Source organism: Oceanobacillus jeddahensis (assembly GCF_000750635.1).
Classification (GTDB): domain Bacteria; phylum Bacillota; class Bacilli; order Bacillales; family Amphibacillaceae; genus Oceanobacillus; species Oceanobacillus jeddahense.
In genome coordinates, this window is record NZ_CCDM010000002.1 from 1106432 (window position 1) to 1133160 (window position 26729).

Sequence of the window (26729 nt, forward strand, 5' to 3'; positions counted from 1 at the left end):
CAGGAGGAATCAGCATGGATGAAAATATTTTAATGCCGCTGATTATTATTGCGGTTATTGTTATTGCTTTAGCAATTTTATTTACTTTTGTTCCAGTTGCACTATGGATTAGTGCCCTGGCAGCCGGGGTAAAAATCAGTATCTTTACACTCATCGGTATGCGTTTGCGCCGGGTAGTACCAAACCGTGTTATTAATCCACTTATCAAAGCGCATAAAGCCGGGATGAATGTGAAAACCAACCAGCTGGAAAGTCACTATCTGGCGGGCGGTAATGTAGACAGAGTAGTAAATGCACTAATTGCAGCGCAACGAGCAAATATTGATTTATTATTTGAACGTGCAGCTGCGATTGACTTAGCGGGTCGTGACGTGTTAGAAGCGGTACAAATGAGTGTAAACCCGAAAGTGATTGAAACACCATTTATTGCCGGTATTGCAATGGATGGTATTGAAGTAAAAGCTTTAGCCAGAATTACAGTACGTGCCAATATCGACCGCTTAGTCGGTGGTGCTGGTGAAGAAACAATCATTGCCCGTGTCGGTGAAGGGGTTGTAAGTACAATTGGTAGCTCTAATGCCCATACAGAAGTATTAGAAAATCCAGATATGATTTCTCAAACGGTATTAAGTAAAGGGCTTGACTCAGGTACCGCATTTGAAATTTTATCCATTGATATTGCTGATGTGGATATCGGTAAGAACATTGGAGCAATCCTGCAGACTGACCAGGCCGAAGCAGATAAGAATATTGCGCAAGCGAAGGCGGAAGAACGCCGTGCAATGGCTGTAGCACAAGAACAAGAAATGCTTGCCCGCGTTCAGGAAATGCGTGCGAAAGTGGTGGAAGCAGAAGCTGATGTACCACTAGCATTAGCAGAAGCATTGCGCTCTGGTAAAATGGGTGTCATGGATTATATGAACTATCAAAACATTGATGCCGATACAGATATGCGTGATTCCATTGGTAAGCTTTCTACGGATAATAAGGATGACGACCAAAATAAGTAATTAAAATGAAAATAAAGGAGGGGGCATATGGACTGGATATTTGAAAATCTGTTTCTTATTATTATCATTATATCCGGAATCGTTGCATTCCTGGGTGATTCTAAAAAGAAACAGGAAGAACAGAAAAAAAAGCAGTCTACACCTCCAAAAAATCAGACATCATCCAGACCTAATCAGCAACGTTCACCACAGGAGATGAGAACGGGGCAGCAGACACAAAGAAAAAGAGAGCAGCCCCGTGCTGAACGTCAAGTCTATAGAGAGGGAGAACGTCCGGATATTTCTGCTGGAGGTATTGAAGAACAGCAGAGAAAGCAAATGGAGCGTATGACGAATCGATATCAAACTGCCTCTCAAGAAGATGTGGAGGACGCAAAGCAAAATTTCAAGGATTTGATTGTGGATCGTAAGGATGAAGGAGATAATCCAGGAAAGAACGAAATGAAGAAACGTGTTTCTGGAAATCTCGATGGAAAAGGATTAGTTAACGGTGTTATTATGGCTGAGGTCTTAGGGCCGCCGCGAGCGAAGCAGCCGTATAGAAGTATCGTGCAGAGAAGAAAATAAAGAGAAACACAGAAATACCCTAATTGGCATAGTCTATGCTGATTAGGGTATTTTTCATTTTATCTAGTTCTGTTCAAAGAATGAATTACATATGTATCAATGAGGGGGGATCATCATTGAATAAATGGCAACAAAGAATCCGTTCACTTTTAATGGAGCAATTCTCTCTTCCATCCGATGTTGTTATGGAGATGCCTCGCATAACAATTATTGGACATTTGCATTTTTATATTGAAAATCATCAAGGCTTAGCCCTCTATACCAATGAAGAGCTGAGGCTAAAGGTAGCAAATGGGTTTGTAAGCATTAAAGGACATTCTTTTGTGCTTAAAATGATGCTTCCAAAAGAAATTATGTTAGAGGGAACCATTTCCGAAGTACTCTTTTTAAACAAAGAAGGTGGAAAAGAAGTATGAAATTTCCATTTTCATCAAGCTTTTAGAAACTTCCTTCATAAAAATAAATTTTTGGAAAAGGTAGTATGATTCTATGCAAAATTGAGGATAGCAAACGAGCAATAGGAGGTTGAAATGAAAAAACAAAACCCGCCGTCTATACGTGCATACGTTACTGTTCGTGTTAAAGGAGTTAGACCAGAACTATTCTTACAAAAATGTGCCAGCCAGGGGATTCGTATTTGGGATGTAAAAAAAGTAGAAGAGGAATGCTGTCAAGCTACGATTATGTACAAAGACTTAGGGGCCTTAAGAAAGATAAGGAGAGATTCTTTATATAAAGTTTCCTTTATGGATTCCAAAGGCTTTCCTTTTTTTCTTTCAAGGCTTAGTAGAAAAAAATATTTACTCGCTGGTATACTTACTGGTTTTTTATTTTTCTTCGTTTTATCTAACTTATTATGGTCTGTTCATATAACTGGTGTACCAAAAGAAATTGAGGAAAAAATAGAAACAGAGCTTGACTCATTAGGGATATATCCCGGTGCATGGCTGTTTTCTCTTGCTACACCAAAAGATATTCAACGCCAGCTCTTAAATGAAGTTCCCGAGCTGCTTTGGACAGGCGTCCACCTTCAAGGGACAACGCTGCATTTAGAAGCTGTTGAAAAAACAATTGTAGAAGAAATACCTCCTGGAGAACCTAGGAATTTAGTGGCAACAAAAAAAGGGATTATTACAAACATGTATGTTTCTAGAGGACGAGCTATGGTAAGCGTTAATGATTATGTTGTTCCTGGAGAAATTTTAGTGTCTGGTAATTTAAATACAGAAGAAGGGGAAGATAATACCGACGCTGAAGAACCGTCTGATAAACCTGTTGCTGCAGAGGCAGACGTAGTTGCAAACACATGGTATGAAGTGCAAGTCACTGTTCCACTTCAATACCAAGCAGAGGAAATAACCGGAGACCAGAAGAAGAAGCATTATTTGCGTTTTGGAGATGTGCAGCTTCCTTTCTGGGGATTTAAAAACCCTGATTTTATTCATTCTCAAGAAGAACAAAGAGAACAGCCCATTCATTTTTTGAAATGGGAGCTGCCGATTTCTTATGTTTCCAGAGAAATTAGTGAGACAGAGATCATAGAGGAAGAGAGATCGAATGAAGAAGCTATAGAAGCAGGAATTGAACAAGCTAAAGTACAATTACTCCATGAACTGGGGCCAGAAGCTGTGATATTATCAGAAAAAATTTTACATGAACATATAGAGCATGGTAAAGTTGAATTAGTCTTATATCTTTCGGTAGAAGAAAATATTGTAAAAGAAGAACTTATTACTCAAGGAGACTGATTATGCCCGAAAAATTAGTGGATATTGATTTACAATTAGAAGGTGCCAATGAAGCACTTGCTTTATTTGGTACAAACGATAAACATTTAAAACAATTGGAAGCTTTACTTGAGGTGGATATTATATCCAGAGGTGAATCCATCCGTGTTTCTGGAGACAATCAGGCAGTACAGTTAGTGCAGGAGATTCTGCTGACCATTTTAAGTGTTATCCGGAAAGGCCAGACAGTATCGGAACGGGATGTTGTCTATGCTGTAGACTTAGCGAAAAAAGGGAAGATCAAACAGTTTGAGACTTTATTTGAAGATGAAATCACAAAGAATTATAAAGGAAAGTCGATCCGTGTAAAAACACTTGGGCAGAAGCAATATGTTCAGGCTATCAAATCGAAGGACCTCGTATTTGGGATCGGTCCAGCGGGAACAGGGAAAACGTATCTGGCTGTTGTTATGGCCGTACACGCTATGAAGAACGGGCTGGTAAAAAAAATTATTTTAACTAGACCGGCAGTAGAAGCCGGCGAAAGCTTAGGTTTTTTACCAGGGGATTTAAAGGAGAAGGTAGATCCTTATTTAAGACCTCTATATGATGCATTGCATGATGTGTTAGGGGCGGAGCATACAGCGCGTTTAATTGAAAGAGAAACTATCGAAATTGCTCCGTTAGCTTATATGCGAGGCAGAACATTAGATGATGCTTTTGTTATATTGGATGAAGCACAAAATACGACACCAGCACAAATGAAAATGTTTTTAACCCGCCTTGGTTTTGGCTCAAAAATGATTATTACTGGAGATATGACACAAGTGGATCTCCCTAAAGGTATTATTTCTGGATTAAAGGTTGCAGAGCGAATGCTGTCTCCGATTGAAGGATTAGCTTTTGTGCATTTGCAAGCAGCTGATGTGGTACGCCATCCACTCGTTCAAAAAATAATAAACGCTTACGAAACAGAAAGTGATTAGAAAAAGAGCGAATGTCCGTTTTTCTTGTGCTTTCCTAACGTGGAATGAAGGATGAGACAAAAGTGTGTCTCATCCTTATTGTTCCACCATTAGAAAATATAAGCCATTTAAGGAAAAAATGCGATGGATATGATATCCTAATATCGACGTTGGTCACATCGTGTGATCATTTTTAGTCGATGAAAGCGCAAATGTTTTCGATAAGGACAAGATATTTCTTTGATTTTACATAATAGATAGGATATTTAAGGTTATTTTTGGTGCTAATAATGGAAACTTAAGTAAATATTTCAGAGAAACAGTCTATATCTATATAAAGTGGGAATTTTATCGCAGTGTAACTAGCTACGAGGCTCCCACTTTAAGAGATGAAGAAATCATGTTATTTCTAAGTGGAAGATCGGTCAACCAGTAGCTGCCCGATTCGTTCCGGCCTACAAGATCAAGCTTCACTTTATTTAACTAGATAAATCCATCACAATACATGATAAAATATGTAATAGGGGGTGAAGGTATTGAAAAAAAGATGGAAGAAAATACTTCCTTTTTTTAAAAATAGACGTAAATATTTTGTTGCAATTATTCCAGCCCTCCTTATAGGAGCCATTGTTTTTTTGACGCTATTAGATAATGTGCGTACAGATACATATGATATTAAACGTTTTGCTGTTTCTGAAGAGACAATACGTTCCCCGATTACGATTGAAAATAAGCAGGAAACAGACCAAAGGATCCGGGAAGCTGTTAATGCTGTTCCTGATCGATATAGTATTTCCGAAGAAGTGACAGAAGAAAGAATTAATTATATTAACGAAATCTTTGACGCTGTATTAACGTTAAAAGAGGAGCATGATGAGGATACAATAGAAGATATGTACGAAGAAGAAGCAATTGAAATAAGGTCTTTACTCTCAGAAGAAATCAGTTCAGAAATTTCTGAAGAGGTATTTATTTCATTATTGCAACAGCCAGAACCAGCTTTAGAAGAAGCTAATACAGTCTTTACGCAGAGTTTGGAAAATGTACTGAATCAAGGGATAAGAGCAGAAAATATTCAATCTGGAATTACAAACATAGAACGTGATTTAGCTTATTCAGAGTTAGATGAAAATTTACAGGAAATTTTACTGGATTTGGCAGACTTTGCAGTGGTAGAAAATTCATTTTTTGATTATGAGGCAACTGCACAAGAGAAAAAAGATGCCGCAACACTTGTAGATCCTGTTGTTATTCGTGCAGGGGAAACCATTGTTCGTGAAGGGCAGACAATTACGAATGAAATTTATGAACAACTCGAATTAGTAGGTGTATTATCACAGGAAGGTAATATTTACCCGATTCTTGCTTTAGGATTTCTTGCTGCTGTTATTGCTTACTTTTTCGGAATGGAATGCTTGCAAATTGCTAAAGAAAGAGATTGGAGCGTTCTACCAATCATAGCTGTTTTACTGTTGAGTATACTGGCCATTTTTGTTATGAAGATTCAGAGTTATTTCTTTGACCAATCAAATGCATTATATTTAGTTACCCCGATTGCTGCCATAGCTATTTTATTAAAAGTATTAATAAGCGATCGTTCCGCACTGCGTCTAAGCATTTTATATTCTATATTAGCAGCATTTATGTTTAATAACTATATTGCCGGGATGCTGCATGTAGAAGCAGCAATTTATTTTCTTTTTTCACAGCTTGCTGCGATTGTATTAATGAAGAAATTAAGTGAACGTCTTGTTATTTTAAAAACAGCCATTGGATTAATTTTAATTCATTCAGCTGTCATTATTTTATTTTTATTCTTGTCCTTTGAAAAATATACATGGTTCGATGTTTTTTTATACCTTGCCTTTGGAATAGTAGCGGCGTGTCTCTCGGCTATCCTGGCAATCGGTTTATTACCATTATTTGAAAGCTTTTTGGGAATGTTAACAGATATGAAACTTCTGCAATTAGCTAATCCGAATCAACCACTGTTAAAACGGCTTCTGGTGGAGACTCCTGGAACATATCATCATTCTGTGATGGTTGCTAACATCAGTGAAACGGCATGTGAAGCAGTAGGCGCAAATGGATTACTGGCCAGGGTAGGTGCTTATTATCATGATATTGGCAAAACGGTACGACCAGGATTTTTCATTGAAAATCAAATGCCGAATAATAATCCGCATGATAAATTGCCGCCTAAAGAAAGCGCAGATATTATTATCCGGCATACAACCGATGGGGCAAATTTATTAAAAGCGCATAAAATGCCTAAGGAAATCATTGATATCGCGAAGCAGCATCATTCCAATTCTGTAGTTCAATACTTTTACATGAAGGCAAAGGAGTTAGACCCTGAAACAGAAGAAGCAGACTTCAGGTATCCAGGACCAAAGCCAGAAACGAAAGAAAATGCAATTGTTTGTATTTGTGATTCTGTTGAGCCTGCAGTTCGCTCTTTGCAAGAACCAACACCTGAGACGATTGATTCCATTGTTTCTTCTATTATCAACAGCAAAATTTCAGATGGACAATTAGATAACAGTCCTTTAACATTAAAAGAGTTGAAAATCATTCAACATACGGTTTGTGATGCTTTGAAAGGAATTTTCCATTCTAGAATTCAGTATCCGAAGAAGGAAGGAGATAAATAATGCTTATTGATTTTCAAGATGAAACAATTGCTGTGTCTGAGGCACATAAAGAGCTTGTTGAAAAGTTGCTTACTTTTGCTGGAAAAAAAGAAAAAGTAGCTGCAGAAGCAGAAATCTCAATCAGCTTTGTGGATAATGAACAAATTCAATTAATCAATAGAGATTATCGGGATAAAGATCGACCGACAGATGTTATTTCATTTGCTATGCAGGAAATGGAAGAGGAAGAGCTTGAAATTGTTGGTGAAGGATTGCCAGTTGTACTTGGAGATATTATTATTTCTATCGATAAGGCAAAAGAGCAAGCGGAGGAGTATAATCACAGCTTTGAGAGAGAGCTGGCCTTTTTAGCATTACATGGATTCCTGCACCTGCTTGGGTACGATCATATGAATGTGGAAGATGAGAAGGAAATGTTTGGCAGGCAAGACGAAATTCTAGGTGAATTTGGCATTGAAAGATAAGAAAAGAGTTGTTGGATTCCGTTATGCTTGGGCAGGGCTGAAAACCGTTGTGAAAAAGGAGTCAAATTTTCAACTGCATCTTGTCGCTACGATGATTGTAGTTGCAGCAGGTTTCTTTTTCCGTCTTTCTCTCATCGAATGGGCAGTTATTTTATTAACGATCGGTCTGGTACTTATCACTGAAATGATAAACAGTGTCATTGAGCGGGTGATGGATTTTATTCAGCCGGGTTATGATGAAAGAATAAAGGAAATAAAGGATATTGCAGCTGGAGTTGTTCTTGTTACGGCACTGATATCCATTGTAGTCGGAATACTTATTTTCGCTCCTAAAATAATTCAATTAATATGATTTTTGAGAAGAACCGTATTGTATTGAAAATGTTATAGTGGTCCAACATATATCGTTACAAAAAGAGAGGTCATCATAAAACCTCTCTTTTTGTAACCCATTGTATCATTATTAAAGGTTTTGTCGATATAATGAAACCAATTTAAAAATGTAGTATGATAGGTAGTAAGCACACAATAGAAATTCGGAGGAACGCAGCATGACAAATAATTTCAAATCAGGATTTATTGCTATTATTGGCAGGCCAAATGTTGGTAAATCGACTTTTATGAACCGGGTAATTGGACAAAAAATAGCAATAATGAGTGATAAGGCGCAAACGACAAGAAATAAAATACAGGGTGTTTTGACAACGAAAGCGTATCAAATGATTTTCATTGATACACCAGGAATTCATAAACCAAAGCATAAATTAGGCGATTTTATGGTGCAGGTGGCAGAGAATACACTGAATGAAGTGGACAACATTTTATTCATGATTAATGCAGATGAGGGTTATGGACGTGGAGATCAGTATATTATTGATTTATTACAAAAAGTAAATCAGCCCGTTTACCTGGTTATTAATAAGATTGATAAAATTGAACCGGAAAAACTGATGCAGCTGATTAACCAGTATAAGGATCTTTACGAATTTGATGAAATTATTCCAATTTCTGCATTGGAAGGAAATAATGTGGATCATTTGTTAGAGGTACTTGCAGATAAAATGTCGGAAGGACCGCAGTACTACCCGACAGATCAGATCACAGATCATCCAGAACGATTTATTATTTCTGAGCTTATCCGGGAAAAGGTATTACATCATACAAAAGAAGAAATACCGCATTCGATTACGGTTGTCATTGAAAATATAGAAGAGAGAGAACAGGAAAAATTATTAGTACAAGCCACGATTATTACAGAAAGAAGCTCGCAAAAAGGTATATTAATCGGCAAGCAGGGAAGCATGCTGAAAAAAATCGGCCAGCAGTCACGCCGCGATATCGAGGCATTACTTGGTTCCAAAGTATATTTAGAGCTTTGGGTAAAAGTGAAAAAAGATTGGAGAAACAAACAGAATCAATTACATGAATATGGATTCCGACTTGATGAATATTAAAAAGTATGTTCAAAGGGTTAGAATAGTTATTTTTATTGGCAAATAGCTTTTTTGAAATTCCTCGTAAAGATGGTAATTTTTTATACTAATGAAAACAATAAAATCGAACCAACCTATAAAAGAAGCGGGAAGTTAATGTCAGGCTGTCCTTTTAGTTAGAAATCTCGGTATACGTTAAAGGGGCTTTTCAAAGCGAATTTTGTTTTGGGGGGTTCCTTATACTCTAGAGTGTAAGTTTTAGGCAAATGCCTTCGTAGCACTTATTTGCCAAGTGCTATTGCTTAGCAAAAAAATAATTTGAAAGGTGGGGTTTCTTGTGTTAGATGCTACATGGAATTTGTTTTATCAAACAGGAAACATTGAAACCTATTTATTATTAAAAGAACTAGAGCAGCAAAAAGAATTAAACCCGGAACAGGAACAAAATAAACAGACACGATCTTCTTCGTACAAAAGTATAGACTTGCCATCTGTTTAACCATGCCGATTGAAGTTTTTAATTTTTGTTCAATGAAAAGTGAGGCCGGGTGATTTAGAGTGTTGGAACAAATAGATGGTATTGTATTAAAAACAAAAGATTATGGTGAAACGCATAAATTAGTAACAATCTATAGCGGGAAGTTTGGAAAGTTTCAAGCCTTAGCAAAAGGCGCGAAAAAACCAAAAAGTCGAATGGCTGCTGTTACTCAGCCATTCGTATTCACCCGCTTTTTTGTTTATTTAGGCAGCGGACTCAGTACAATTCAACAAGGTGAATTATTAAACTCTCACCGTACAATACGGGAAGATTTTATAAAAACTGCTTATTGCTCCTATATTGCAGAGCTTACAGATAAACTTTTAGAAAATAAAAGTACAGATCCATTTCTGTTTGAACAATTTCAACAAACATTACAGTGGATTGAAGAGAAGGACCAAGCTGAAATTCCAATCATGATGTATGAATTAAAGCTCTATAAAAAGGCTGGATTTGCTCCCGTTTTAAATCAGTGTTTGAACTGTGAAGGAAGGCAGCACCCTTTTGTGTTTTCTGTGGTGGAAGGCGGATTTCTTTGTATCAGATGTCGTCATATAGACCCGGAAGCAATAGAACTTTCCCAAAAATTAGCTAAACTGTTGTATTTATTTTCAGAAGTAGAACTAGAACGTATTGGTACGATCCAAATGAAACCGGAAAATGTGAAAATGCTTCAGGCTATATTAAAAGCTTATTATGATCGATATGGAGGATACTACATTAAATCACGAAAGTTTTTGGATCAGCTTGATTTATTTAAGTAACTAAACTTTAGCACCTAAGAATAAGCATATATCTCGCCATTCCAGGATTGTCGTGTTTTTCATTATTGTGTTTGCTTTTTGGTTACATATCCAGCCATTTTGGAATTGGTGATTGTGCATAGCTCCGCTCCGACCAACCACTCCGCCGCAGCGGTGATCTTACACTTTACTTTCTTTACCCTTTGGCAAGAGAGTTATCAAAGGAACGATCAACTCCTGTTTCTATGGAAGTTTCTTTTTAAGGTGCGAAAGTTGAGTAAGTAATAATTGACAAGCTAAGGGGTAATGAAGTATGATTTGTACATAAAATCTGTTTAAAGCAATGTAATCTTATACAAAATGATGGCTGTAATGATGAAGAAGAGTACGGAAGCATTTTCTGTAAAAAGCGAGTCTGGAATGGTGTGAGCCAGATATATAGAAGCTTCAGGAAGGAACTTCGGAGCAGCGGAAATGAAAAGAGGCCCTTGAAAACAAGGGCAAATAGGGTGGAACCGCGGTTTAAGCCGTCCCTATGTCTGTTTGAACAACAGACATAGGGACGGCTTTTTAGTATGAAAGGAAACATACGACGGACACAGTATTTTAGTATCTGAGTGGTTTTAGTGAACGCCACGTTGTCTAATATTCCCTTAATAACTATATTAAATTACTTATCCATTAAAGGAGTGGAGTCAATGAATATCCAAGAAATGATTTTAACTTTACAAAATCATTGGTCAGATCAAAATTGTATCTTAATGCAAGCTTATGATACAGAAAAAGGTGCGGGCACAATGTCTCCAATGACGTTGCTGCGAAGCTTAGGACCAGAACCATGGAATGCGGCCTATGTAGAACCTTCCAGACGTCCGGCAGATGGCAGATATGGGAAAAACCCAAATCGTCTGTATCAACATCATCAATTTCAAGTTGTCATGAAACCTTCTCCAGAGAATATTCAAGAATTATATTTAGAGTCTTTGAAAAAACTTGGGATTGACCCACTTAAGCATGATATTCGTTTTGTAGAAGACAATTGGGAGAATCCAACACTTGGAGCAGCTGGTCTAGGTTGGGAAGTATGGTTAGATGGAATGGAAATCACACAGTTTACCTATTTTCAACAAATTGGCGGTTTAGAAGCGAATCCGGTTACCGTTGAATTAACATATGGAATTGAGCGATTGGCCTCTTATATTCAAGATAAAGAAAATGTATTTGATTTAGAGTGGAATAACGGTGTGACGCTGCGTGATATTTTCTATCAACCAGAATATGAGCATTCGGTTTATACGTTTGAAACATCGAATACAGATATGTTGTTTGATTTATTTACAAAATACGAACAGGAAGCAAAAGCGACCATGGAGCGAGGACTTGTCTTCCCGGCATATGATTATGTTTTAAAATGCTCCCATACGTTTAACCTTTTAGATGCAAAAGGGGTTATTTCTGTAACGGAAAGAACAGGTTATATTAGCCGGGTGCGTAATCTTGCGCGTAGTATTTCAAAGATCTACGTAGAAGAGCGCGAAAAATTAGGTTTCCCAATGTTGAAAAAGGAGGCGAACTAGGGTGGCACAGGATGTATTGATTGAAATTGGATTAGAAGAATTGCCAGCTCGGTTTATAGATGATGCGGAAGCACAAATGTTAGATAAAACAATAAAGTGGCTGGATGATCAGCGTATTTCTTATTCATCTGCGGTTTCTTTTTCAACACCGCGCAGATTAGCTGTTCTTATTAAAGAAGCAGCAGATAACCAGACGTCTATAGAAGAAGAAGCAAAAGGACCTGCGTTGAAGATTGCGAAAGATGATCAGGGGAACTGGACGAAGGCAGCGGAAGGTTTTACAAGAGGTCAAGGAAAAACAACTGATGATATTTATATCAAAGAGGTTAAAGGAACTTCTTACATTTATGTAAAAAAATATATTGAAGGAAAAGCGGTACAATCCTTACTTCCGGAATTTAAGGATATTATTGAGTCCATTACATTCGGCAAAAATATGCGCTGGTCAAATGAAACATTACGTTATGCAAGACCTATCCGCTGGTTAGTTGCACTTTACGGTAATGAGGTAATCCCTTTTGAAATCGCGCATGTGAAAACAAGTAATTTCACATATGGCCACCGTTTCCTCAGCGGCAAGCTTACAATAGAGGAACCGAAACAATATGAACAGCTCTTAAGTGATCAATATGTGATTGCAAATGCGAAAAAACGGGAAGCGATCATTGTGGAACAGCTTGAGGCATTGCAAGAAAAAAATGGCTTTCATATTCCCGTTGAGAAAGAGCTCTTGAGTGAAGTGAAAAACCTTGTGGAATATCCAACAGCCTTTGTTGGCAGTTTCGCACCTTCCTTTTTAGAATTACCAAATGAAGTTCTTATTACGTCAATGGCTGAGCATCAGCGCTATTTTCCGGTGAAACGTGATGGCGAGCTGCTTCCTCAATTTGTAGGTGTAAGAAATGGCGATGCGTATGAGCTGGAAACAGTCATCAGAGGAAATGAAAAGGTGCTGCGGGCACGTCTTGCGGACGCAGAGTTTTTCTTTGAAGAAGATAAAAAGCTTTCCATTGATTTCTTCCAGGAGAAACTGACCCGCGTTGTTTTCCAAGAAAAGCTGGGTACTTATGCAGAGAAAGTAAACCGTGTCAAAAAAATTGCCCACCACTTAGCAAAAGAGCTTCAGTTAACGGAAATAAAAGAAATTGTACGTGCGGCTGAAATTAGTAAATTTGATTTAATGACAAATATGGTAAATGAATTTACAGAACTTCAAGGCGTGATGGGGGAAAAGTACGCTACATTTTTTGGGGAAACAAAAGAAGTTTCGCAAGCTATTCGTGAACACTATTTGCCGAAGCAATCTCATGGAGAGCTTCCGGCAACGACTGTCGGTGCGGTGCTGAGTATTGCAGATAAATTGGATACAATTGCCGGCTGTATCAGTGTTGGTCTTATCCCAAGCGGATCTCAGGACCCTTATGGTTTGAGAAGGCAAGCAATGGGGATTTTACGTATTTTGAAGGATCAACATTGGGATCTAACCGTAGAATCTTTAATTGAATATACGTTAACGGTATTACAAGATTCTGGTTTAGTGGTAAATGCTTCTGCGAAAGATGAATTACAAGCCTTTTTTGCTTCTCGTGCCGAATATTTAATGCGTGAAGAAGATATCGAAACAGACATTATTCATGCTGTTGTAGATAATCAATTAGGAATATTTCATTTTGCAGTTGATAAAGCGCATGTTTTATCTGTGAAAAAAGCAGATGCTCAGTTTAAAAGTTCTCAAGAAGCACTGGTACGTGTGCTCAATTTGGAAGATAAGGTGGAGGATAAAAACCACGAGATAAGCTCTTCTCTTTTCCAAACAGAATCAGAAAAAGCTTTATACAATGCTGTCGAATCAGTAAAGTCAAGTTATATCGAATATTTAGAAGCGCAAAACAGTAAGGGTGCACTGAATCTGCTTGCTAATTTAGGCGACGATATCCATGCATTTTTTGATCATAATATGATTATGGATGATAACGAAGAAGTAAGAAAAAACCGTCTATCCATGATTCATGAACTTTCCGTGCTTATCCTGAAATATGCGGATTTACGAAAAATAGCCTGGAAGCAGCATGCGTAAAATAGATTAATTTTTTATACTTTCTAAGGCGTAAAAAAGGAATTTTAGTGAATAAAGTCGAATTATATAACGTACCATGTTTAAAAAAGAAAAAACATGGTACGTTATCATCCATATATATGAATTTTGATGCAATCAGCACTAAAAGTCGTAATATTCATTTACGAATAATGTAGCAGTATAGGTGGTGAAAAAGTGGACTTATCGAAAAGACAACAGCGGATTATAGAAATAGTAAAAGCAGACGGTCCGATCACGGGTGAGCAAATAGCAGACCAGCTTACGTTAACCCGCGCTACATTGAGACCGGATTTAGCTATTCTGACAATGGCTGGTTTTTTAGACGCACGTCCTCGTGTAGGCTACTTTTATACGGGTAAAACAGGTTCAGAGTTATTAACAGAGAAGATCAAGCGATATAAAGTTTATGAATTTCAGCAAGTCCCTGTAGCTGTTAGCGAGAAGGTATCTGTATACGATGCTATTTCCACCATGTTCTTAGAAGATGTCGGCACGCTTTTTGTTGTTGATGAAAATTCATGTTTGGTAGGAGTTCTTTCTCGGAAGGACTTGTTACGAGCAAGTATGGGCAGACAGGATTTAAGCTCGATACCCGTTCCGATTATCATGACAAGAATGCCAAATATTACAGTTTGCCACAAAAATGATCTGCTTATCGATGTAGCTCACCAGCTTATATCACGGCAAATTGATGGTGTCCCTGTTGTAAAAGATACCGAAAACGGCCTTGAAGTTATTGGCCGGATTACCAAAACAACCATGACCAAACTGCTGGTTGAATTAACGATTGAAGATACAATTTAATTTTATATGCTAAGGGGAGGATATCGAGATGACGGAGCAGCAAGTGATTTATGTGTTATCTGATTCTGTGGGGGAAACAGCTGAGCTGGTAATTAAAGCAGGCTTAAGTCAATTTAAAAGTGGAGATTATAAAATCCAGCGTGTTCCATACGTGGAAGATAAAGAAACGATTGATGAATTTTTACAACAGGCAAAATTAAATTCGAATCTTATCGGATTTACGCTGGTTGATCCAGAGCTACGTGCTTATCTAAATAAGCGTGCCGTAGAAATAGATATTGAGGCAATTGATATCATGGGTCCAACAATGGATGCGATGGAGCGTGTTTTTAGCGACCAGCCGCGACTAGAGGCTGGGCTTGTTCATAAATTAGATGAAGATTATTTCAAAAAGATTGAGGCTATTGAATTTGCTGTAAAATATGATGATGGAAGAGATCCTAGAGGCATTACTCGTGCAGATATTGTTTTAATAGGAGTCTCCAGAACTTCTAAAACGCCGCTTTCTCAATTTTTAGCACATAAACGTTTTAAGGTGGCAAATGTTCCAATTGTTCCAGAGGTTGATCCGCCAGAAGAACTTATGATGGTTGACCCTAAAAAGTGTATTGGCCTCCGTATCTCTTCTGACAAGCTGAACGGCATTCGTAAAGAACGCTTAAAAGCATTAGGATTAGGCGATCAAGCGACCTATGCAAATGTAAACCGAATTGAACAGGAATTGGAATTTTTTAATGATGTCGTCGGAAAAATAGGCTGTCCGGTCATTGATGTTTCTCATAAAGCTGTGGAAGAAACAGCTAATCAAATTATTAGAATGTGGCAAAGTAGAAAATAATTAATCGTTTGAAAAGCATTCTGTATGCAACTCTCACGGAATGTTTTTTCTTTTTTTAATAGATTTCTATACAAATTAATAGAAATCTATTAAAAAATATATTATAATGATAAATCGTATGAGCAGATTTAATTAAAAATACAATTTTAATCATAATTTGCTCTGAAAAAGAAGGAATCTATGCATCCTTTGTAGAAACTATGTTAAGGCTATTTTTTTTGAGAATAAGAAAAAAATATGTCGAATAATGAGAAAAGAAGTAACAGATGTTTAAAAAGGAGGATTTTGCATAATCTCTCTAAAAGTGAGTGAGTTCAAAAAGTCTGATAAAAAGGGACGATCGGTTGAGAACGTAACAACTTGCCGGAAAAGTAACCTAACGCATTTTCACAAGATGCGATGATTTCTAAGTTACCCACATAAAGCGGGGGATCTTTGTAGAGGTTCCTTTTCTTGATATATCAGTTTGGTTGGACTTCTAGGACATCCCTTAAGAAAAAACAAATAGAATAGTTGGTGGTAACCATGTCTAATCAAATACCTGAACCAATTATTGAAGAAGTGAAAAAATCCAATGATATTGTCGATGTCATTGGAGAGTACATTCAATTAAAAAAACAAGGTAAAAACTATTTTGGTCTATGTCCCTTTCATGGTGAAAATACACCCTCGTTTTCAGTTACGCAAGAAAAGCAAATTTTTCATTGCTTTGGTTGCGGAAAAGGAGGAAATGTATTCTCTTTTCTAATGGAAATGGAGAATTTTACATTTTATGAGGCATTAAAGTATTTAGCTGATCGCACCGGTGTGGAACTGCCAACAGCATCCATAAAAAAAGAATCATCCTTATCAGAGGAAACAGAGCAGATGCTCTCGGCTTATGAATGGTTGACAAAATTATACCATCACCTCATAAAGTACCAAAAAGATGGGAAGGATGGATTAGAGTACCTGAAAAGTCGTGGAATTACAAAAGAGACATTAGAAGAGTTTCAAATTGGATACGCTCCAAATAAACGTGATTTTACTGCAACGTTTCTTACGCAGAAAGGATATTCTAAACCAATGCTTTTAAAAACAGGTATTGTCGCTGGAAACGACAATAATGAAGTCATTGATCGTTTTCGCGGCAGAGTGATCTTTCCTATTCGTAATGCATTGGGACGTACTGTCGGTTTTGGAGGCAGAGCATTAGAGGACGACAGTGGACCTAAATATTTAAATAGTTCAGAGGGTGAACTTTTTCAAAAAAGTAAGCTTTTATATAATTTTGATTTGGCGAAACGTCATATTCGAAAGGAAAATGAAGCTATTTTAATGGAAGGTTATATGGATGTTATATCCGCCTATCAAGCTGGAGTTAAGAATGTTGTGGCTACGATGGGAACTGCTTTGACAGAGACGCAGGCAAAGCTTTTAAACCGCTATGTCGATACGGTTATCATTTGTTTTGATGGTGACAGTGCTGGGATAGAAGCACGTTATAAGGCGGCGCTTTTATTACGATCGGTTGGCTGCGAGGTCCGTCTTGCCAATTTAGATGCAAAAGAGGATCCGGACAGCTATATCCGGGAACATGGAGGGGAAGCGTTTAAAGAAAAAGTTTTGCGCACCAGCGACAGTTATATGAGTTTCTTTATGCGATATCAACGCAGGCATTTTAATCTGCAATTGGAAAGTGAGCGCATTGAATATATCGAACGCGTTTTAAAAGAACTTTCCCTGATTGAGAGTGCGTTAGAACGGGAATATTATATTCAGGAATTGCATAAGGAATTTGACTTGTCTGTAGAAACCTTGATGAGCCAGTTGGCTCAATACCAAAAAAGTCTTCCTGCTTCGAAGGATAATCAAAGTAATAAGAGTTATACTAATCAATATGTATCTGTAAATAAAAGAAAGTTATATCCGGCATATATTAATGCAGAAAAAAGAATTTTATCTTATATGCTTCAAGATGCCTATATAGCTGAAAAAATACAAAATGAACTTGGAGCAGGATTTAATGTAAATGACCATAAAATTGTAGCAACGCATTTATATGCATTTTATGAAGAAGGTAATTCACCAGATATTAGTTTATTTATGGAAAGGTTATCTGATGAACATCTGAAGAATCAGGTCATTAAACTAGCGATGTCCAGTGATGTCCAGAATAGTACTGAGGAAGAAATTGATGATTATTTACGAATAATTCATCGAGAAGCAAATCAGAGTCCAACGAAAAAAAGCTTAAAAGAGCAGCAAAAAAAAGCGGAGCAAGAAAATGATCCTTTGGAAGCTGCACGTTTAGCAATGGAGTTAATTCGATTGCAAAAGCAAAAAAACGAAAAATAATTCAACAATTTGGAAGGAGGGGGACTCATGGCCGAACAAAAACCTTCGCATATGAAAGAACCCGAACTCACATTAGAGCAAGCAAAAGAAAAATTAGTTGACATGGGGAAAAAACGCGGTACGCTTGCTTATGAAGAAGTCGCTGATGGTTTATCTAATTTTGACATGGAACCCGAACAAATGGATGAGTTTTATGAGTACCTGGAAGACCAGGGTGTCGATGTGTTAGGTGAGTCTGAGGACGACCCCGAAATGCAGAAAATCGCAAAAGAAGAAGAAATTAATCTAAATGACCTCAGTGTTCCTTTAGGTATAAAGATTAATGACCCGGTCCGCATGTATTTAAAAGAAATTGGAAGAGTAGATTTACTTTCCGCAGCGGAGGAAATTGAACTTGCTTCCCGAATTGAAGAAGGAGACATTGAAGCCAAAAGAAGATTAGCTGAAGCCAATCTTCGTCTCGTTGTCAGTATTGCAAAACGATACGTGGGACGGGGGATGCTTTTCTTAGACTTAATTCAAGAAGGAAATATGGGTTTGATTAAAGCTGTTGAGAAATTTGACTATCGCAAAGGGTTTAAATTTAGTACCTATGCAACTTGGTGGATCAGACAAGCAATTACTCGTGCAATCGCTGACCAAGCTCGTACTATTCGTATCCCTGTTCATATGGTGGAAACCATTAATAAATTAATTCGTGTGCAGCGCTCTCTGTTGCAAGATTTGGGACGTGAACCGACACCAGAAGAAATTGGCGAAGAAATGGAATTAAGCCCTGATAAGGTGCGCGACATTCTAAAAATTGCTCAAGAACCGGTATCTTTAGAAACGCCGATCGGGGAAGAAGACGATTCTCATTTAGGCGATTTCATTGAGGATCAGGAAGCAATCTCCCCATCTGATCACGCAGCTTACGAATTACTAAAAGAACAGCTGGAGGACGTATTAGACACATTAACAGACAGAGAAGAAAATGTGCTTCGTTTGCGTTTTGGATTAGATGATGGAAGAACAAGAACGCTCGAAGAAGTAGGAAAAGTATTTGGTGTAACCAGAGAACGAATCCGTCAAATCGAAGCGAAAGCATTACGCAAATTAAGACATCCAAGCCGAAGTAAACGGTTGAAAGATTTTCTTGATTAAGAAAGAAAACAATAATAAGTTAATTCTACAGACTGGAATATGCAGGTTATATACTAATGACTTGCATATTCCAATTATTTGTCACGCAGAATCGCCCGTAAAACTCCGCCACTAAATAAAGAGGGAGAATAAATTTATTTAGGCAGGAGATCAGGTGAGCTAACTCCCTGAATCACTTAGGCTAATTCAGTGGAAGAAAAGCAGCAGACTAACTTCGCGACGTCCTGGACTTGGGACTGCGATTACCAATGTTGTCAGGTTAATAAATTTTTTAAATATTATATTGGTTACAGATAGATGGCAAAAAAACTATCTAGCGGAGGAAAAACACGTAGACTCCTGTGGGAAAGCGCAGTGGGAAGACCCCGCAGAAAAAAGTGAACTTCTTTTTTCGAGGAGGCTGAGCTCAAGCCCACGGAAAGCGTAGTGTTTTTCCGTAGCGGTCGATTAACCTGACAACATTGAGACCTGCGATTACTCGGTCTATTAAAACCGTTGCTGCGATTACTCCCCCACTGAAGAGCTTTTGCGATTACTCGTCCTATCGTAAAGAGTTGTGCGTCGAAAATGCCCACTGAATGAAGTTTCGTTTTCACTGAAATGATAAAAGTGGAGTGGTAAGTGTAATAAAGCGACATCTCGCATTTTGGAGATGCATGCATATATAACTTCCGGGGTGAATGTATGGAGAAGCAAGAAAAAAATCAATTGATTATCCAAGAGATAGTAAAGTGGAAAGAAAATCATTTGTTGCCGGAAGAACAATGTGACTTTTTATTAGCGTTATATACCAAAGGCGGAGAAATAAAAATTACAGATAAAAAAAATACGTGGTTATCTATATGGAAAAAGCTGCATTTCATGTTTATTGTAATGATTTTAGTAAGCGTTATCTTTGTAGACTATTACTATCATATAGCTTGGTATACCATGACAAGTATTTTAAGTATTACTTTCATAATAAATATTTTGATCTACTTAAGTGTCAGGAAGAATACTTCAAAGCGATACCGTTATTTATTTATATTTATTCAGTTTTTATATGTATTACAATTATCCATTTGTATATTTGAAGCTGCAGGATTAGGGAGCTATATGAATTTTGTTATTACCGCAAATGGAGCAGGTTGGATTACTTTTGGATATTTGAAAAAGATGCCTGTTTTTAATTATGCAGGAGCTGTTTTAATAGTAGTTGTCATAACTTATGTCGTTTTTTTTAAATATCTTGAATAATCCTTTAAAATTTTTTAGATTTCGAGTAAACTAATAGTAGTATGGATTTATCTCGGTGCAATTGTCTGGCAAACGTCTACCACACATTTAAGGAAAACAAATTTTTCTCAGGTGGAGATGATGGACATTAATACCTTGATTTATTCAATTAATATTCAGTGGATCAAATAGGTCTCTACTGAAGAAGGTTTTATTTTATAATATTTGTATTACATAAGGAGGAAGCGTAATGAAAAAAAATCCGGTTATACCATATGCTATTATTGCTGGGCTAGGGCTAATTGCAGTCATCATTATTTCAGTGATTGGTATTGATCAGAGAGTAGCTATTCAGGATGCTGAAGAAAATGGTGAAGAACAATCTGAACAAGCAGAGGGAGATGGAGAAGAAGGCGGCGAGTCTACTTCGGCAGATGCTGGGGAAGAAGTATATCAAAGTAATTGTGTAGATTGTCATGGACAAGATTTAGCAAGTGGTTCTGCTCCTGATTTATCACAAATTGGAAATACTTATTCCCAGGAAGAAATTGCTGAAATCGTTGAAAATGGAACAGACGGAGGCATGCCTGCTTTTCCTCAGCTTCAAGGTGAAGAGTTAGACGCACTAAGTGAGTGGTTAAGCGAGCATCAATAATATATAATGAAAAATGAAAGCTTTCTGGTTCGTGCAGAAAGCTTTTCTTATTGTGTGTTTAAGAAAGGTATAATTTTAATAATGTTTTCGGTGGAGCGAGTGACCGCAGCAACGGTTTTAATAGACCGAGTAATCGCAGGTCTCAATGTTGTCAGGTTAATGAATTTTACAAAGATTTTGCTTGATACTGGTAGATAGCAATAAGACTAACTAGCGTAGTGTTTTTCTGGGGTCGCGATTAACTCACCCCACCATAACCCGTCGTAGCGGTCGCACTAGTCTGACAACATTGGTAATCGCAGTCCCAGTCCCAGGCTAAGAGTAAAAACACGAAGAACAACCTTTAAAAGGAGAACAAATAATGAATCAACATATTTCACTTTCTAACCGTTTGAAAATAGTGGCTGATTATCTGCCGGAAGGAGCAAATTTTGCAGATATTGGCTCTGACCATGCTTATTTACCTGCATATGTTTGTCAGAGAGATCAAACAGCAAGAGCAATTGCTGGTGAGGTCAACCAGGGGCCATTAGATAGTGCCAAAAAGACCATTCAATTCCATCAATTAGAAGAGCAAATTGATGCTCGTTTAGGAAATGGGTTAGCCATCTTAAAAGAATACGAGGTTAAACAAATTGTTATTGCAGGAATGGGGGGATCATTGATCACTTCCATTTTAGAAAATAAAACAACTGTTGCCAAATCTGCGGATAGAATTATTGCTCAGCCTAATGTGGATGCAAGAGAGGTTAGAAAATGGTTTGATCACAATGGTTTTATATTGATTGCCGAAGAGATTGTAGACGAGCAAGGGCATATTTATGAAGTACTTGTTGCTGATCGTAATGTGAATGTTTCTTCGCCGTACAGTGATAACGAACAGAAAAAGAGGAAACAGTTATTATTAGGTCCATATTTGATAAAGGAAAAAAATGCTTCTTTTATCAAAAAATGGACACAGGAGAAAGAAAATATAGAACGGATTATTTCCCAAATGCAGCAAGCAAAGCAAATAAATCATGAGAAAATATCAGATTTCCAAATAGAATTACACTGGATTAAGGAGGAATTATATCATGAAGGAACAAACGAGGAAACATGCTGATTTTTTTCAAATAATGGATAAATGGGCTCCTAAGAGCCTTGCCTATCATTGGGATAATATTGGTTTACAAACGGGCCGGTTTCACGATGCAACCTCGAATATTCTGGTTACACTGGATGTAACGGAAGAGGTAGTTGACGAGGCAATTGAAAAAGAAGTAAACTTGATTATCGCGCATCATCCCTTATTATTTCAGCCTTTAAAACAAATTAATGTGGACCATCCTAAAGGCAGAGTCATACAGAAGCTATTAAAAAATGATATTACCGTCTTTGCTGCGCATACGAATTTAGATGTTGCTCAGGGCGGTGTAAATGATTTATTAAGTGATGCAATTGGTTTGAAAAATACAGAGCCTTTAGAAATTTTAGACCAAGAGCCTTTACTTAAAATCGTTGTTTTTGTCCCAGATTCACATATACAGGAATTGCGTGATGCTTTCAATGAAGGCGGGGCAGGACAGATTGGGGATTATAGTCATTGTACCTTCCAAAGTGCTGGACAAGGTACTTTCCGCCCATCAGAGGAAGCTAATCCATATATTGGTGAAGAGAATAAGCTAACTTATGTAGATGAAAAGAAATTAGAAGCAATTGTGCCTAAGAAAAAACTTTCAAAGGTTATCCAAGCGATTAATTCTGTCCATCCATATGAAGAACCGGCCTATGATATCTATCCATTAGAAAATAAAGGAGAGCCTATTGGTATTGGACGCTTTGGAATACTAGATCAGTCTGTATCCATGAAATCATTTATTCAGACAGTCAAAAAGAATTTAGACATGCCCCAGATGCGTGTTTCTGGTAATATAGAAAAGAATGTAAAAAAAGTTGCTGTTTTGGGCGGCAGCGGAGAGAAATATGTAAATCATGCAGTTCGAAAAAAAGCAGATGTGTATATTACAGGGGATATGACATTCCACGCTGCTCAAGATGCAGAGCAGCTCGGACTGACAATTATTGATGCAGGTCATTATATCGAAAAGATTATGAAAAAAGCAACACAAAATAAGTTGATACAAGAAATACCTGCATTTCAGTCAAAGGTTTATGTTTCCCAAGTGAATACAGATCCGTTCGTATTTCTATAAAACGAAACTTCATTCAGTGGGCATTTTCGACGCAGAACTCTTTACGATAGGACGAGTAATCGCAGTCCCAGAGGAAAATTACGGAGACTTCTGTGGGAAAGAGCGGAGGGAAGACCCCGCAGAAAAAAGCGAACTTCTTTTTTCGAGAAGGCTGAGCTCAAGCCCACGGAAAGCGTAGTGTTTTCCGGAACGGTCGATTAACCTGACAACATTGGTAATCCCAGTCCCAGCACCAGGACGTCGCGAACTTAGTCTGCTGCTTTTCATAGTGATAAAAATAAATGAAAAAAGAAATTTTAAAGGAGGGAAATAGATGGAAAAAACATTTGCAGAATTATCCTTAGATAAGAATATCCAAAATATTATTCAAGAGCTGGAATTTAAAGAACCGACAGAGATTCAAAAACAAGTGATTCCTGCAATTTTGGACAATAGAAGTGTTATTGGTCAGTCCAGAACCGGATCCGGTAAATCGCATGCTTTTTTATTACCTTTATTTCAAAAATTGGATGAAAACCAAAAGAAAGTACAATTTGTAATTACTGCACCAACAAGAGAGTTGGCAACACAGCTTTATAATGAAGTAAGAAAAATCATTACCATTGCCGACAAAACGGAAAAGTGGACAGCAAAACTGCTTGTTGGCGGTACAGATAAACAAAAAGCGGTTGAAAAATTAAAGACACCGCCAATGATTGTTGTCGGTACGCCAGGAAGAATTTTAGATTTAGTAAAGGACGGAGCATTATCTATCTATAGTGCAGAGACCTTTGTTATTGATGAAGCAGATTTAATGCTTGATTTAGGTTTTATTGAAGAAGTCGATCAATTATTAGTACGCTCTAAACAAGATATACAGCTACTTGTTTTCTCAGCCACCATTCCTCAACGTTTGCAGCATTTCTTTAAAAAATATTTGAGAAAACCACAGTATATTAAAATTGAAGAGCATTTTTCACCAGAGACGATGGAACACCGGCTTATTCGGAAAAAGCATCGGGATGAAGCAAAAATTATTTGGGATATCTCTCAGACGGTTCACCCGTATCTGGCGTTGATATTTACAAATGGAAAGCAGCAAGCAAATGATCTGACAGAGGCGCTTAAAGGATACGGATTAAATGTTGGTGTGATTCATGGTGGGTTAACACCGAGAGAAAGAAAACGTGTGTTAAAAGACATACAGCAATTACGTTATCAATATGTAGTCGCGACGGATTTAGCTTCACGAGGAATTGATATCAAGGGAGTAAGTCACGTGATTAATGCACAGCTGCCAAAAGAGGAGCATTTTTACATTCACCGTGTCGGCAGAACAGCCCGAGCTGGTTTAGAGGGAACAGCTGTTAGCATTTATTCTGAAGAGGATGCACGTTTAATTGAAAGATTAGAACAAAAAGGTCTAGGTTTCTCTTTTGTAGAAATAAAACAGGGAGAATGGATCGACGATAAATCCTGGAATGAAAGACAACGTCGTAAAACGGAAGATACAAGTACGGACCGGGAGGCTTGGAAACGAATAAGAAAAGCAAAAAAGGTCAAGCCGGGCTATAAGAAAAAGCAAAAACAGCAACAACAGCAAATTAAAAGACAATTAACTAAAGATCAGAAAAAGAAAAAGCGTTAGGAGGAAGAGAAATGGTAAAAATAGGTTCTCATGTTTCCATGAATGGAAAGAAAATGTTATTAGGGTCTAGTGAAGAGGCTGCTTCTTACGGTGCAAATACATTTATGATCTATACAGGTGCCCCGCAGAATACAAGAAGAAAGCCGATTGAAGAATTAAATATTGAAGCTGGGTTAGAACATATGGCGTCTCATGGCATAGCCGATATTGTTGTGCATGCACCGTATATTATTAATATCGGTAATACGGTGAAACCAGAGACATTTGAATTAGGTGTTAATTTCTTACGAAGTGAAATCGAACGTACAGAAGCTTTAGGAGCAAAGCAAATTGTGCTTCATCCAGGAGCTCATGTTGGTGAAGGTCCAGAAAAAGGAATCCCTAAAATTATAGAAGGGTTAAATGAGGTGCTTGAACAAAAAAATGATGTTCAAATTGCTTTAGAAACGATGGCTGGTAAAGGTTCTGAGATGGGACGTACATTTGAAGAGCTTGCTGAAATTATTTCTGGTGTAACGCATAATGAACATCTTTCTGTTTGTTTAGATACATGTCATATTCATGATGCTGGTTATGATGTGGTAAATGATTTTGATGGTGTATTAAATACCTTTGATAAAATCATTGGGTTAGACCGTTTGAAAGTTGTTCATGTCAATGATAGTAAAAATGACCGCGGGGCTCATAAGGACCGTCATGAAAACATCGGTTTTGGCTATATTGGTTTTGATGCACTTCACAAAGTGGTTCATCATCCGCAACTTAGTGAGCTGCCTAAGATCCTTGAGACACCTTATGTAGGTACAGATAAGAAGAACAAAAAACCGCCTTACAAGTATGAAATAGCTATGCTGCATGAAGGTGGTTTCCAGGAGAACTTAAAAGAAACAATTATGGAAGATAAATAAAATGACATTTCATTCCGTCTTGCCTTCAAGCTGGTTAAATGATAATTAATTTTGTTAGATCAAAAAAATGAGCACTCCCATGACAGGGTGCTCATTTTTTTGATCTAAAATAAATGTTCCATACCATATGATTTAATAACCTCATCCATTAATTGCTGAGCTGCTACTGCTGTTTTTTGGTCCGTAATTTTTGCAAGTTCCACCATAAATCGATCGCGATCGGCTTGATCGAAAGGGTTCGGAGAAGAGGCTCTTAAATAGTTTACAATCTGATCAGCCTGCGTGCGTGTGATAGAAAATCCATATTCACTGCTATAATGTAAAATTTCATCTGAGGTTAGTCTACGCAGTTTATTTTTTATCATTTCTTTTATAAAAAAAGACATATAATCGCTCCTTTTGTTAATATGTTATTTCACTTATTTTCATCCATCATGTAAATATATGCAGACACTAAAAGATTATACCATTCTTTGCTAAAAATTCCGCATGATCCCTGTATGAAATGTTGTTAACTCCACAAGCTAATCATATAATTCTAAAAAAGTAAGGAGTTTATCTGATGAGTGATCATAAAACAGACAAGCACATACAGGATACGCCGAATCATGGCCAAAAACCGAAGTATGAGCATACAGGTGAAACATTAGACAGTAAAAGAATGGAAGAGTTTTCAGCAGAACTGACCGATGCTGATTTGCCGGATTTTGAAGAAGAAAAAAGCTTTAACCCTGGAACATTATATGGGTGGGGAAGTATCATCTTAGCTATTATTTCTTTCTTTACATGGCCCGTTATGTTGGGAGCTGCCAGTATTGTATTTGGCTTTGTAGCACGAAGCAGAGGGACGAATATTCTTGGTATCATTGGTATTGTAGCAGGAATTCTTTCCTTGATTTCAGCCTTTTTCGTTATACCATTTTTTTCTTAGGTTGAATTTGCTTTTTTCTTTAGAAGCGAATGTATTTTTAACCAAAATAATTTTATCACGGAGAACCGCCCGTAAAACTCCCGCCACAAAATAAAGAGCGAAAATAAATTAATTTAGGCGGGAGATAACGGGCGCTACCTCCCTGAATCACTAAGGCTAATTCAGTGGGAGAATGAAGGAAGCAGACTAAGTTCGCGACGTCCTGGGCCTGGTGCTGGGACTGCGATTACCAATGTTGTCAGGTTAGTGAATTTCATTAAGATTATGTTTGATACTGGTAGATAGCAATAAGGCTAACTA

The 26729-nt window shown here is 37.4% G+C and carries 25 protein-coding genes; 24 read left to right on the forward strand and 1 reads right to left on the reverse strand.

Going from position 1 to position 26729, the window contains the following annotated elements; all coding sequences use genetic code 11:
• The first annotated feature begins 14 nt into the window (after positions 1-14).
• The 23 genes from floA (at position 15) to BN986_RS13260 (ending at position 25498) form a co-directional block, all read left to right on the forward strand.
• Entirely contained in the window at positions 15-1010 is a 996-nt protein-coding gene (gene floA, locus BN986_RS13155) for a flotillin-like protein FloA (RefSeq protein ID WP_040980627.1), read from the forward strand.
• Positions 1011-1037: 27 nt separating this feature from the next.
• Positions 1038-1577, forward strand: a complete 540-nt coding sequence (locus BN986_RS13160; protein ID WP_040980630.1) for a hypothetical protein — start codon at positions 1038-1040, stop codon at positions 1575-1577.
• A 116-nt stretch (positions 1578-1693) separates the two neighbouring features.
• The gene (gene yqfC / locus BN986_RS13165) at positions 1694-1993 is read left to right on the forward strand and encodes a sporulation protein YqfC (protein ID WP_040980632.1); all 300 of its coding nucleotides are present in this window, start codon (positions 1694-1696) and stop codon (positions 1991-1993) included.
• Positions 1994-2107: 114 nt separating this feature from the next.
• Positions 2108-3325, forward strand: a complete 1218-nt coding sequence (yqfD, locus tag BN986_RS13170; RefSeq protein WP_040980634.1) for a sporulation protein YqfD — start codon at positions 2108-2110, stop codon at positions 3323-3325.
• Between the two features lie 2 nt (positions 3326-3327).
• Positions 3328-4290 carry a PhoH family protein gene (locus BN986_RS13175; RefSeq protein WP_040980636.1) on the forward strand — a complete coding sequence of 321 codons (963 nt, stop codon included), beginning with the start codon at positions 3328-3330 and terminating at the stop codon, positions 4288-4290.
• 515 nt (positions 4291-4805) lie between these two features.
• The gene (locus BN986_RS13180) at positions 4806-6923 is read left to right on the forward strand and encodes an HD family phosphohydrolase (protein ID WP_040980637.1); all 2118 of its coding nucleotides are present in this window, start codon (positions 4806-4808) and stop codon (positions 6921-6923) included.
• On the forward strand, positions 6923-7387 hold the full coding sequence (ybeY, locus tag BN986_RS13185) for an rRNA maturation RNase YbeY (RefSeq protein ID WP_040980639.1): 465 nt from the start codon (positions 6923-6925) through the stop codon (positions 7385-7387). The genes BN986_RS13180 and ybeY overlap by 1 nt, the downstream gene beginning before the upstream one ends.
• On the forward strand, positions 7377-7739 hold the full coding sequence (locus BN986_RS13190; protein ID WP_040980641.1) for a diacylglycerol kinase family protein: 363 nt from the start codon (positions 7377-7379) through the stop codon (positions 7737-7739). Before ybeY ends, BN986_RS13190 begins: the two co-directional genes overlap by 11 nt.
• Positions 7740-7938: 199 nt before the next feature.
• Positions 7939-8841, forward strand: a complete 903-nt coding sequence (gene era / locus BN986_RS13195; RefSeq protein ID WP_040980643.1) for a GTPase Era — start codon at positions 7939-7941, stop codon at positions 8839-8841.
• A 316-nt stretch (positions 8842-9157) separates the two neighbouring features.
• Positions 9158-9319: a YqzL family protein gene (locus tag BN986_RS26225; protein WP_081922198.1), complete on the forward strand. Its 162-nt coding sequence runs from the start codon at positions 9158-9160 to the stop codon at positions 9317-9319.
• A gap of 59 nt (positions 9320-9378) precedes the next feature.
• A complete protein-coding gene (gene recO / locus BN986_RS13200) occupies positions 9379-10122 on the forward strand; it encodes a DNA repair protein RecO (RefSeq protein WP_040980645.1) in 744 nt (247 codons plus the stop codon).
• Positions 10123-10799: 677 nt separating this feature from the next.
• A complete protein-coding gene (gene glyQ, locus BN986_RS13205; RefSeq protein ID WP_040980648.1) occupies positions 10800-11678 on the forward strand; it encodes a glycine--tRNA ligase subunit alpha in 879 nt (292 codons plus the stop codon).
• 1 nt (position 11679) lies between these two features.
• Positions 11680-13755: a glycine--tRNA ligase subunit beta gene (gene glyS, locus BN986_RS13210; protein ID WP_040980650.1), complete on the forward strand. Its 2076-nt coding sequence runs from the start codon at positions 11680-11682 to the stop codon at positions 13753-13755.
• 195 nt (positions 13756-13950) lie between these two features.
• Positions 13951-14580 (forward strand): transcriptional regulator CcpN, encoded by a 630-nt coding sequence (gene ccpN / locus BN986_RS13215; protein ID WP_040980652.1) that lies wholly within the window; start codon positions 13951-13953, stop codon positions 14578-14580.
• A 28-nt stretch (positions 14581-14608) separates the two neighbouring features.
• Positions 14609-15418, forward strand: coding sequence for a pyruvate, water dikinase regulatory protein (locus BN986_RS13220; protein ID WP_040980654.1), 810 nt, complete (start codon positions 14609-14611; stop codon positions 15416-15418).
• A gap of 525 nt (positions 15419-15943) precedes the next feature.
• The gene (dnaG, locus tag BN986_RS13225; protein ID WP_040980657.1) at positions 15944-17755 is read left to right on the forward strand and encodes a DNA primase; all 1812 of its coding nucleotides are present in this window, start codon (positions 15944-15946) and stop codon (positions 17753-17755) included.
• A 27-nt stretch (positions 17756-17782) separates the two neighbouring features.
• Complete coding sequence (gene rpoD, locus BN986_RS13230; RefSeq protein ID WP_040980660.1) at positions 17783-18898, forward strand: RNA polymerase sigma factor RpoD; 1116 nt, start codon at positions 17783-17785, stop codon at positions 18896-18898.
• A 684-nt stretch (positions 18899-19582) separates the two neighbouring features.
• Positions 19583-20134 (forward strand): hypothetical protein, encoded by a 552-nt coding sequence (locus BN986_RS25750; RefSeq protein ID WP_052400772.1) that lies wholly within the window; start codon positions 19583-19585, stop codon positions 20132-20134.
• A gap of 229 nt (positions 20135-20363) precedes the next feature.
• On the forward strand, positions 20364-20768 hold the full coding sequence (locus tag BN986_RS13240) for a c-type cytochrome (RefSeq protein ID WP_040980662.1): 405 nt from the start codon (positions 20364-20366) through the stop codon (positions 20766-20768).
• A 361-nt stretch (positions 20769-21129) separates the two neighbouring features.
• Positions 21130-21873: a tRNA (adenine(22)-N(1))-methyltransferase gene (locus BN986_RS13245; protein WP_040980664.1), complete on the forward strand. Its 744-nt coding sequence runs from the start codon at positions 21130-21132 to the stop codon at positions 21871-21873.
• On the forward strand, positions 21845-22963 hold the full coding sequence (locus BN986_RS13250) for a Nif3-like dinuclear metal center hexameric protein (RefSeq protein ID WP_040980666.1): 1119 nt from the start codon (positions 21845-21847) through the stop codon (positions 22961-22963). Before BN986_RS13245 ends, BN986_RS13250 begins: the two co-directional genes overlap by 29 nt.
• Positions 22964-23276: 313 nt before the next feature.
• Positions 23277-24590, forward strand: a complete 1314-nt coding sequence (locus BN986_RS13255) for a DEAD/DEAH box helicase (RefSeq protein WP_040980668.1) — start codon at positions 23277-23279, stop codon at positions 24588-24590.
• Positions 24591-24601: 11 nt separating this feature from the next.
• Positions 24602-25498: a deoxyribonuclease IV gene (locus tag BN986_RS13260; protein ID WP_040980670.1), complete on the forward strand. Its 897-nt coding sequence runs from the start codon at positions 24602-24604 to the stop codon at positions 25496-25498.
• Between the two features lie 104 nt (positions 25499-25602).
• On the opposite strand, the gene BN986_RS13265 is transcribed toward BN986_RS13260, so the two are convergent.
• Positions 25603-25884, reverse strand: coding sequence for a DUF2624 domain-containing protein (locus BN986_RS13265; protein ID WP_040980672.1), 282 nt, complete (start codon positions 25882-25884; stop codon positions 25603-25605).
• A gap of 176 nt (positions 25885-26060) precedes the next feature.
• Between BN986_RS13265 and BN986_RS13270 the strand changes: the two genes are divergently transcribed.
• Positions 26061-26429 carry a DUF4190 domain-containing protein gene (locus BN986_RS13270; protein ID WP_040980674.1) on the forward strand — a complete coding sequence of 123 codons (369 nt, stop codon included), beginning with the start codon at positions 26061-26063 and terminating at the stop codon, positions 26427-26429.
• Positions 26430-26729: the final 300 nt, after the last annotated feature.

What these genes read in the sequence shown, in the direction of transcription:
- BN986_RS13250 (WP_040980666.1), top strand. Translation starts at nt 21,845, where the DNA reads ATGAAGGAACAAACGAGGAAACATGCTGATTTTTTTCAAATAATGGAT.
- BN986_RS13270 (WP_040980674.1), top strand. Translation starts at nt 26,061, where the DNA reads ATGAGTGATCATAAAACAGACAAGCACATACAGGATACGCCGAATCAT.
- BN986_RS13265 (WP_040980672.1), bottom strand. Translation starts at nt 25,884, where the DNA reads ATGTCTTTTTTTATAAAAGAAATGATAAAAAATAAACTGCGTAGACTA.
- BN986_RS25750 (WP_052400772.1), top strand. Translation starts at nt 19,583, where the DNA reads ATGGAGAAGCAAGAAAAAAATCAATTGATTATCCAAGAGATAGTAAAG.
- BN986_RS13255 (WP_040980668.1), top strand. Translation starts at nt 23,277, where the DNA reads ATGGAAAAAACATTTGCAGAATTATCCTTAGATAAGAATATCCAAAAT.
- BN986_RS13160 (WP_040980630.1), top strand. Translation starts at nt 1,038, where the DNA reads ATGGACTGGATATTTGAAAATCTGTTTCTTATTATTATCATTATATCC.
- BN986_RS13260 (WP_040980670.1), top strand. Translation starts at nt 24,602, where the DNA reads ATGGTAAAAATAGGTTCTCATGTTTCCATGAATGGAAAGAAAATGTTA.
- era (WP_040980643.1), top strand. Translation starts at nt 7,939, where the DNA reads ATGACAAATAATTTCAAATCAGGATTTATTGCTATTATTGGCAGGCCA.
- BN986_RS13240 (WP_040980662.1), top strand. Translation starts at nt 20,364, where the DNA reads ATGAAAAAAAATCCGGTTATACCATATGCTATTATTGCTGGGCTAGGG.
- glyQ (WP_040980648.1), top strand. Translation starts at nt 10,800, where the DNA reads ATGAATATCCAAGAAATGATTTTAACTTTACAAAATCATTGGTCAGAT.
- ybeY (WP_040980639.1), top strand. Translation starts at nt 6,923, where the DNA reads ATGCTTATTGATTTTCAAGATGAAACAATTGCTGTGTCTGAGGCACAT.
- rpoD (WP_040980660.1), top strand. Translation starts at nt 17,783, where the DNA reads ATGGCCGAACAAAAACCTTCGCATATGAAAGAACCCGAACTCACATTA.
- BN986_RS13175 (WP_040980636.1), top strand. Translation starts at nt 3,328, where the DNA reads ATGCCCGAAAAATTAGTGGATATTGATTTACAATTAGAAGGTGCCAAT.
- dnaG (WP_040980657.1), top strand. Translation starts at nt 15,944, where the DNA reads ATGTCTAATCAAATACCTGAACCAATTATTGAAGAAGTGAAAAAATCC.
- floA (WP_040980627.1), top strand. Translation starts at nt 15, where the DNA reads ATGGATGAAAATATTTTAATGCCGCTGATTATTATTGCGGTTATTGTT.
- yqfD (WP_040980634.1), top strand. Translation starts at nt 2,108, where the DNA reads ATGAAAAAACAAAACCCGCCGTCTATACGTGCATACGTTACTGTTCGT.
- BN986_RS13245 (WP_040980664.1), top strand. Translation starts at nt 21,130, where the DNA reads ATGAATCAACATATTTCACTTTCTAACCGTTTGAAAATAGTGGCTGAT.
- BN986_RS13220 (WP_040980654.1), top strand. Translation starts at nt 14,609, where the DNA reads ATGACGGAGCAGCAAGTGATTTATGTGTTATCTGATTCTGTGGGGGAA.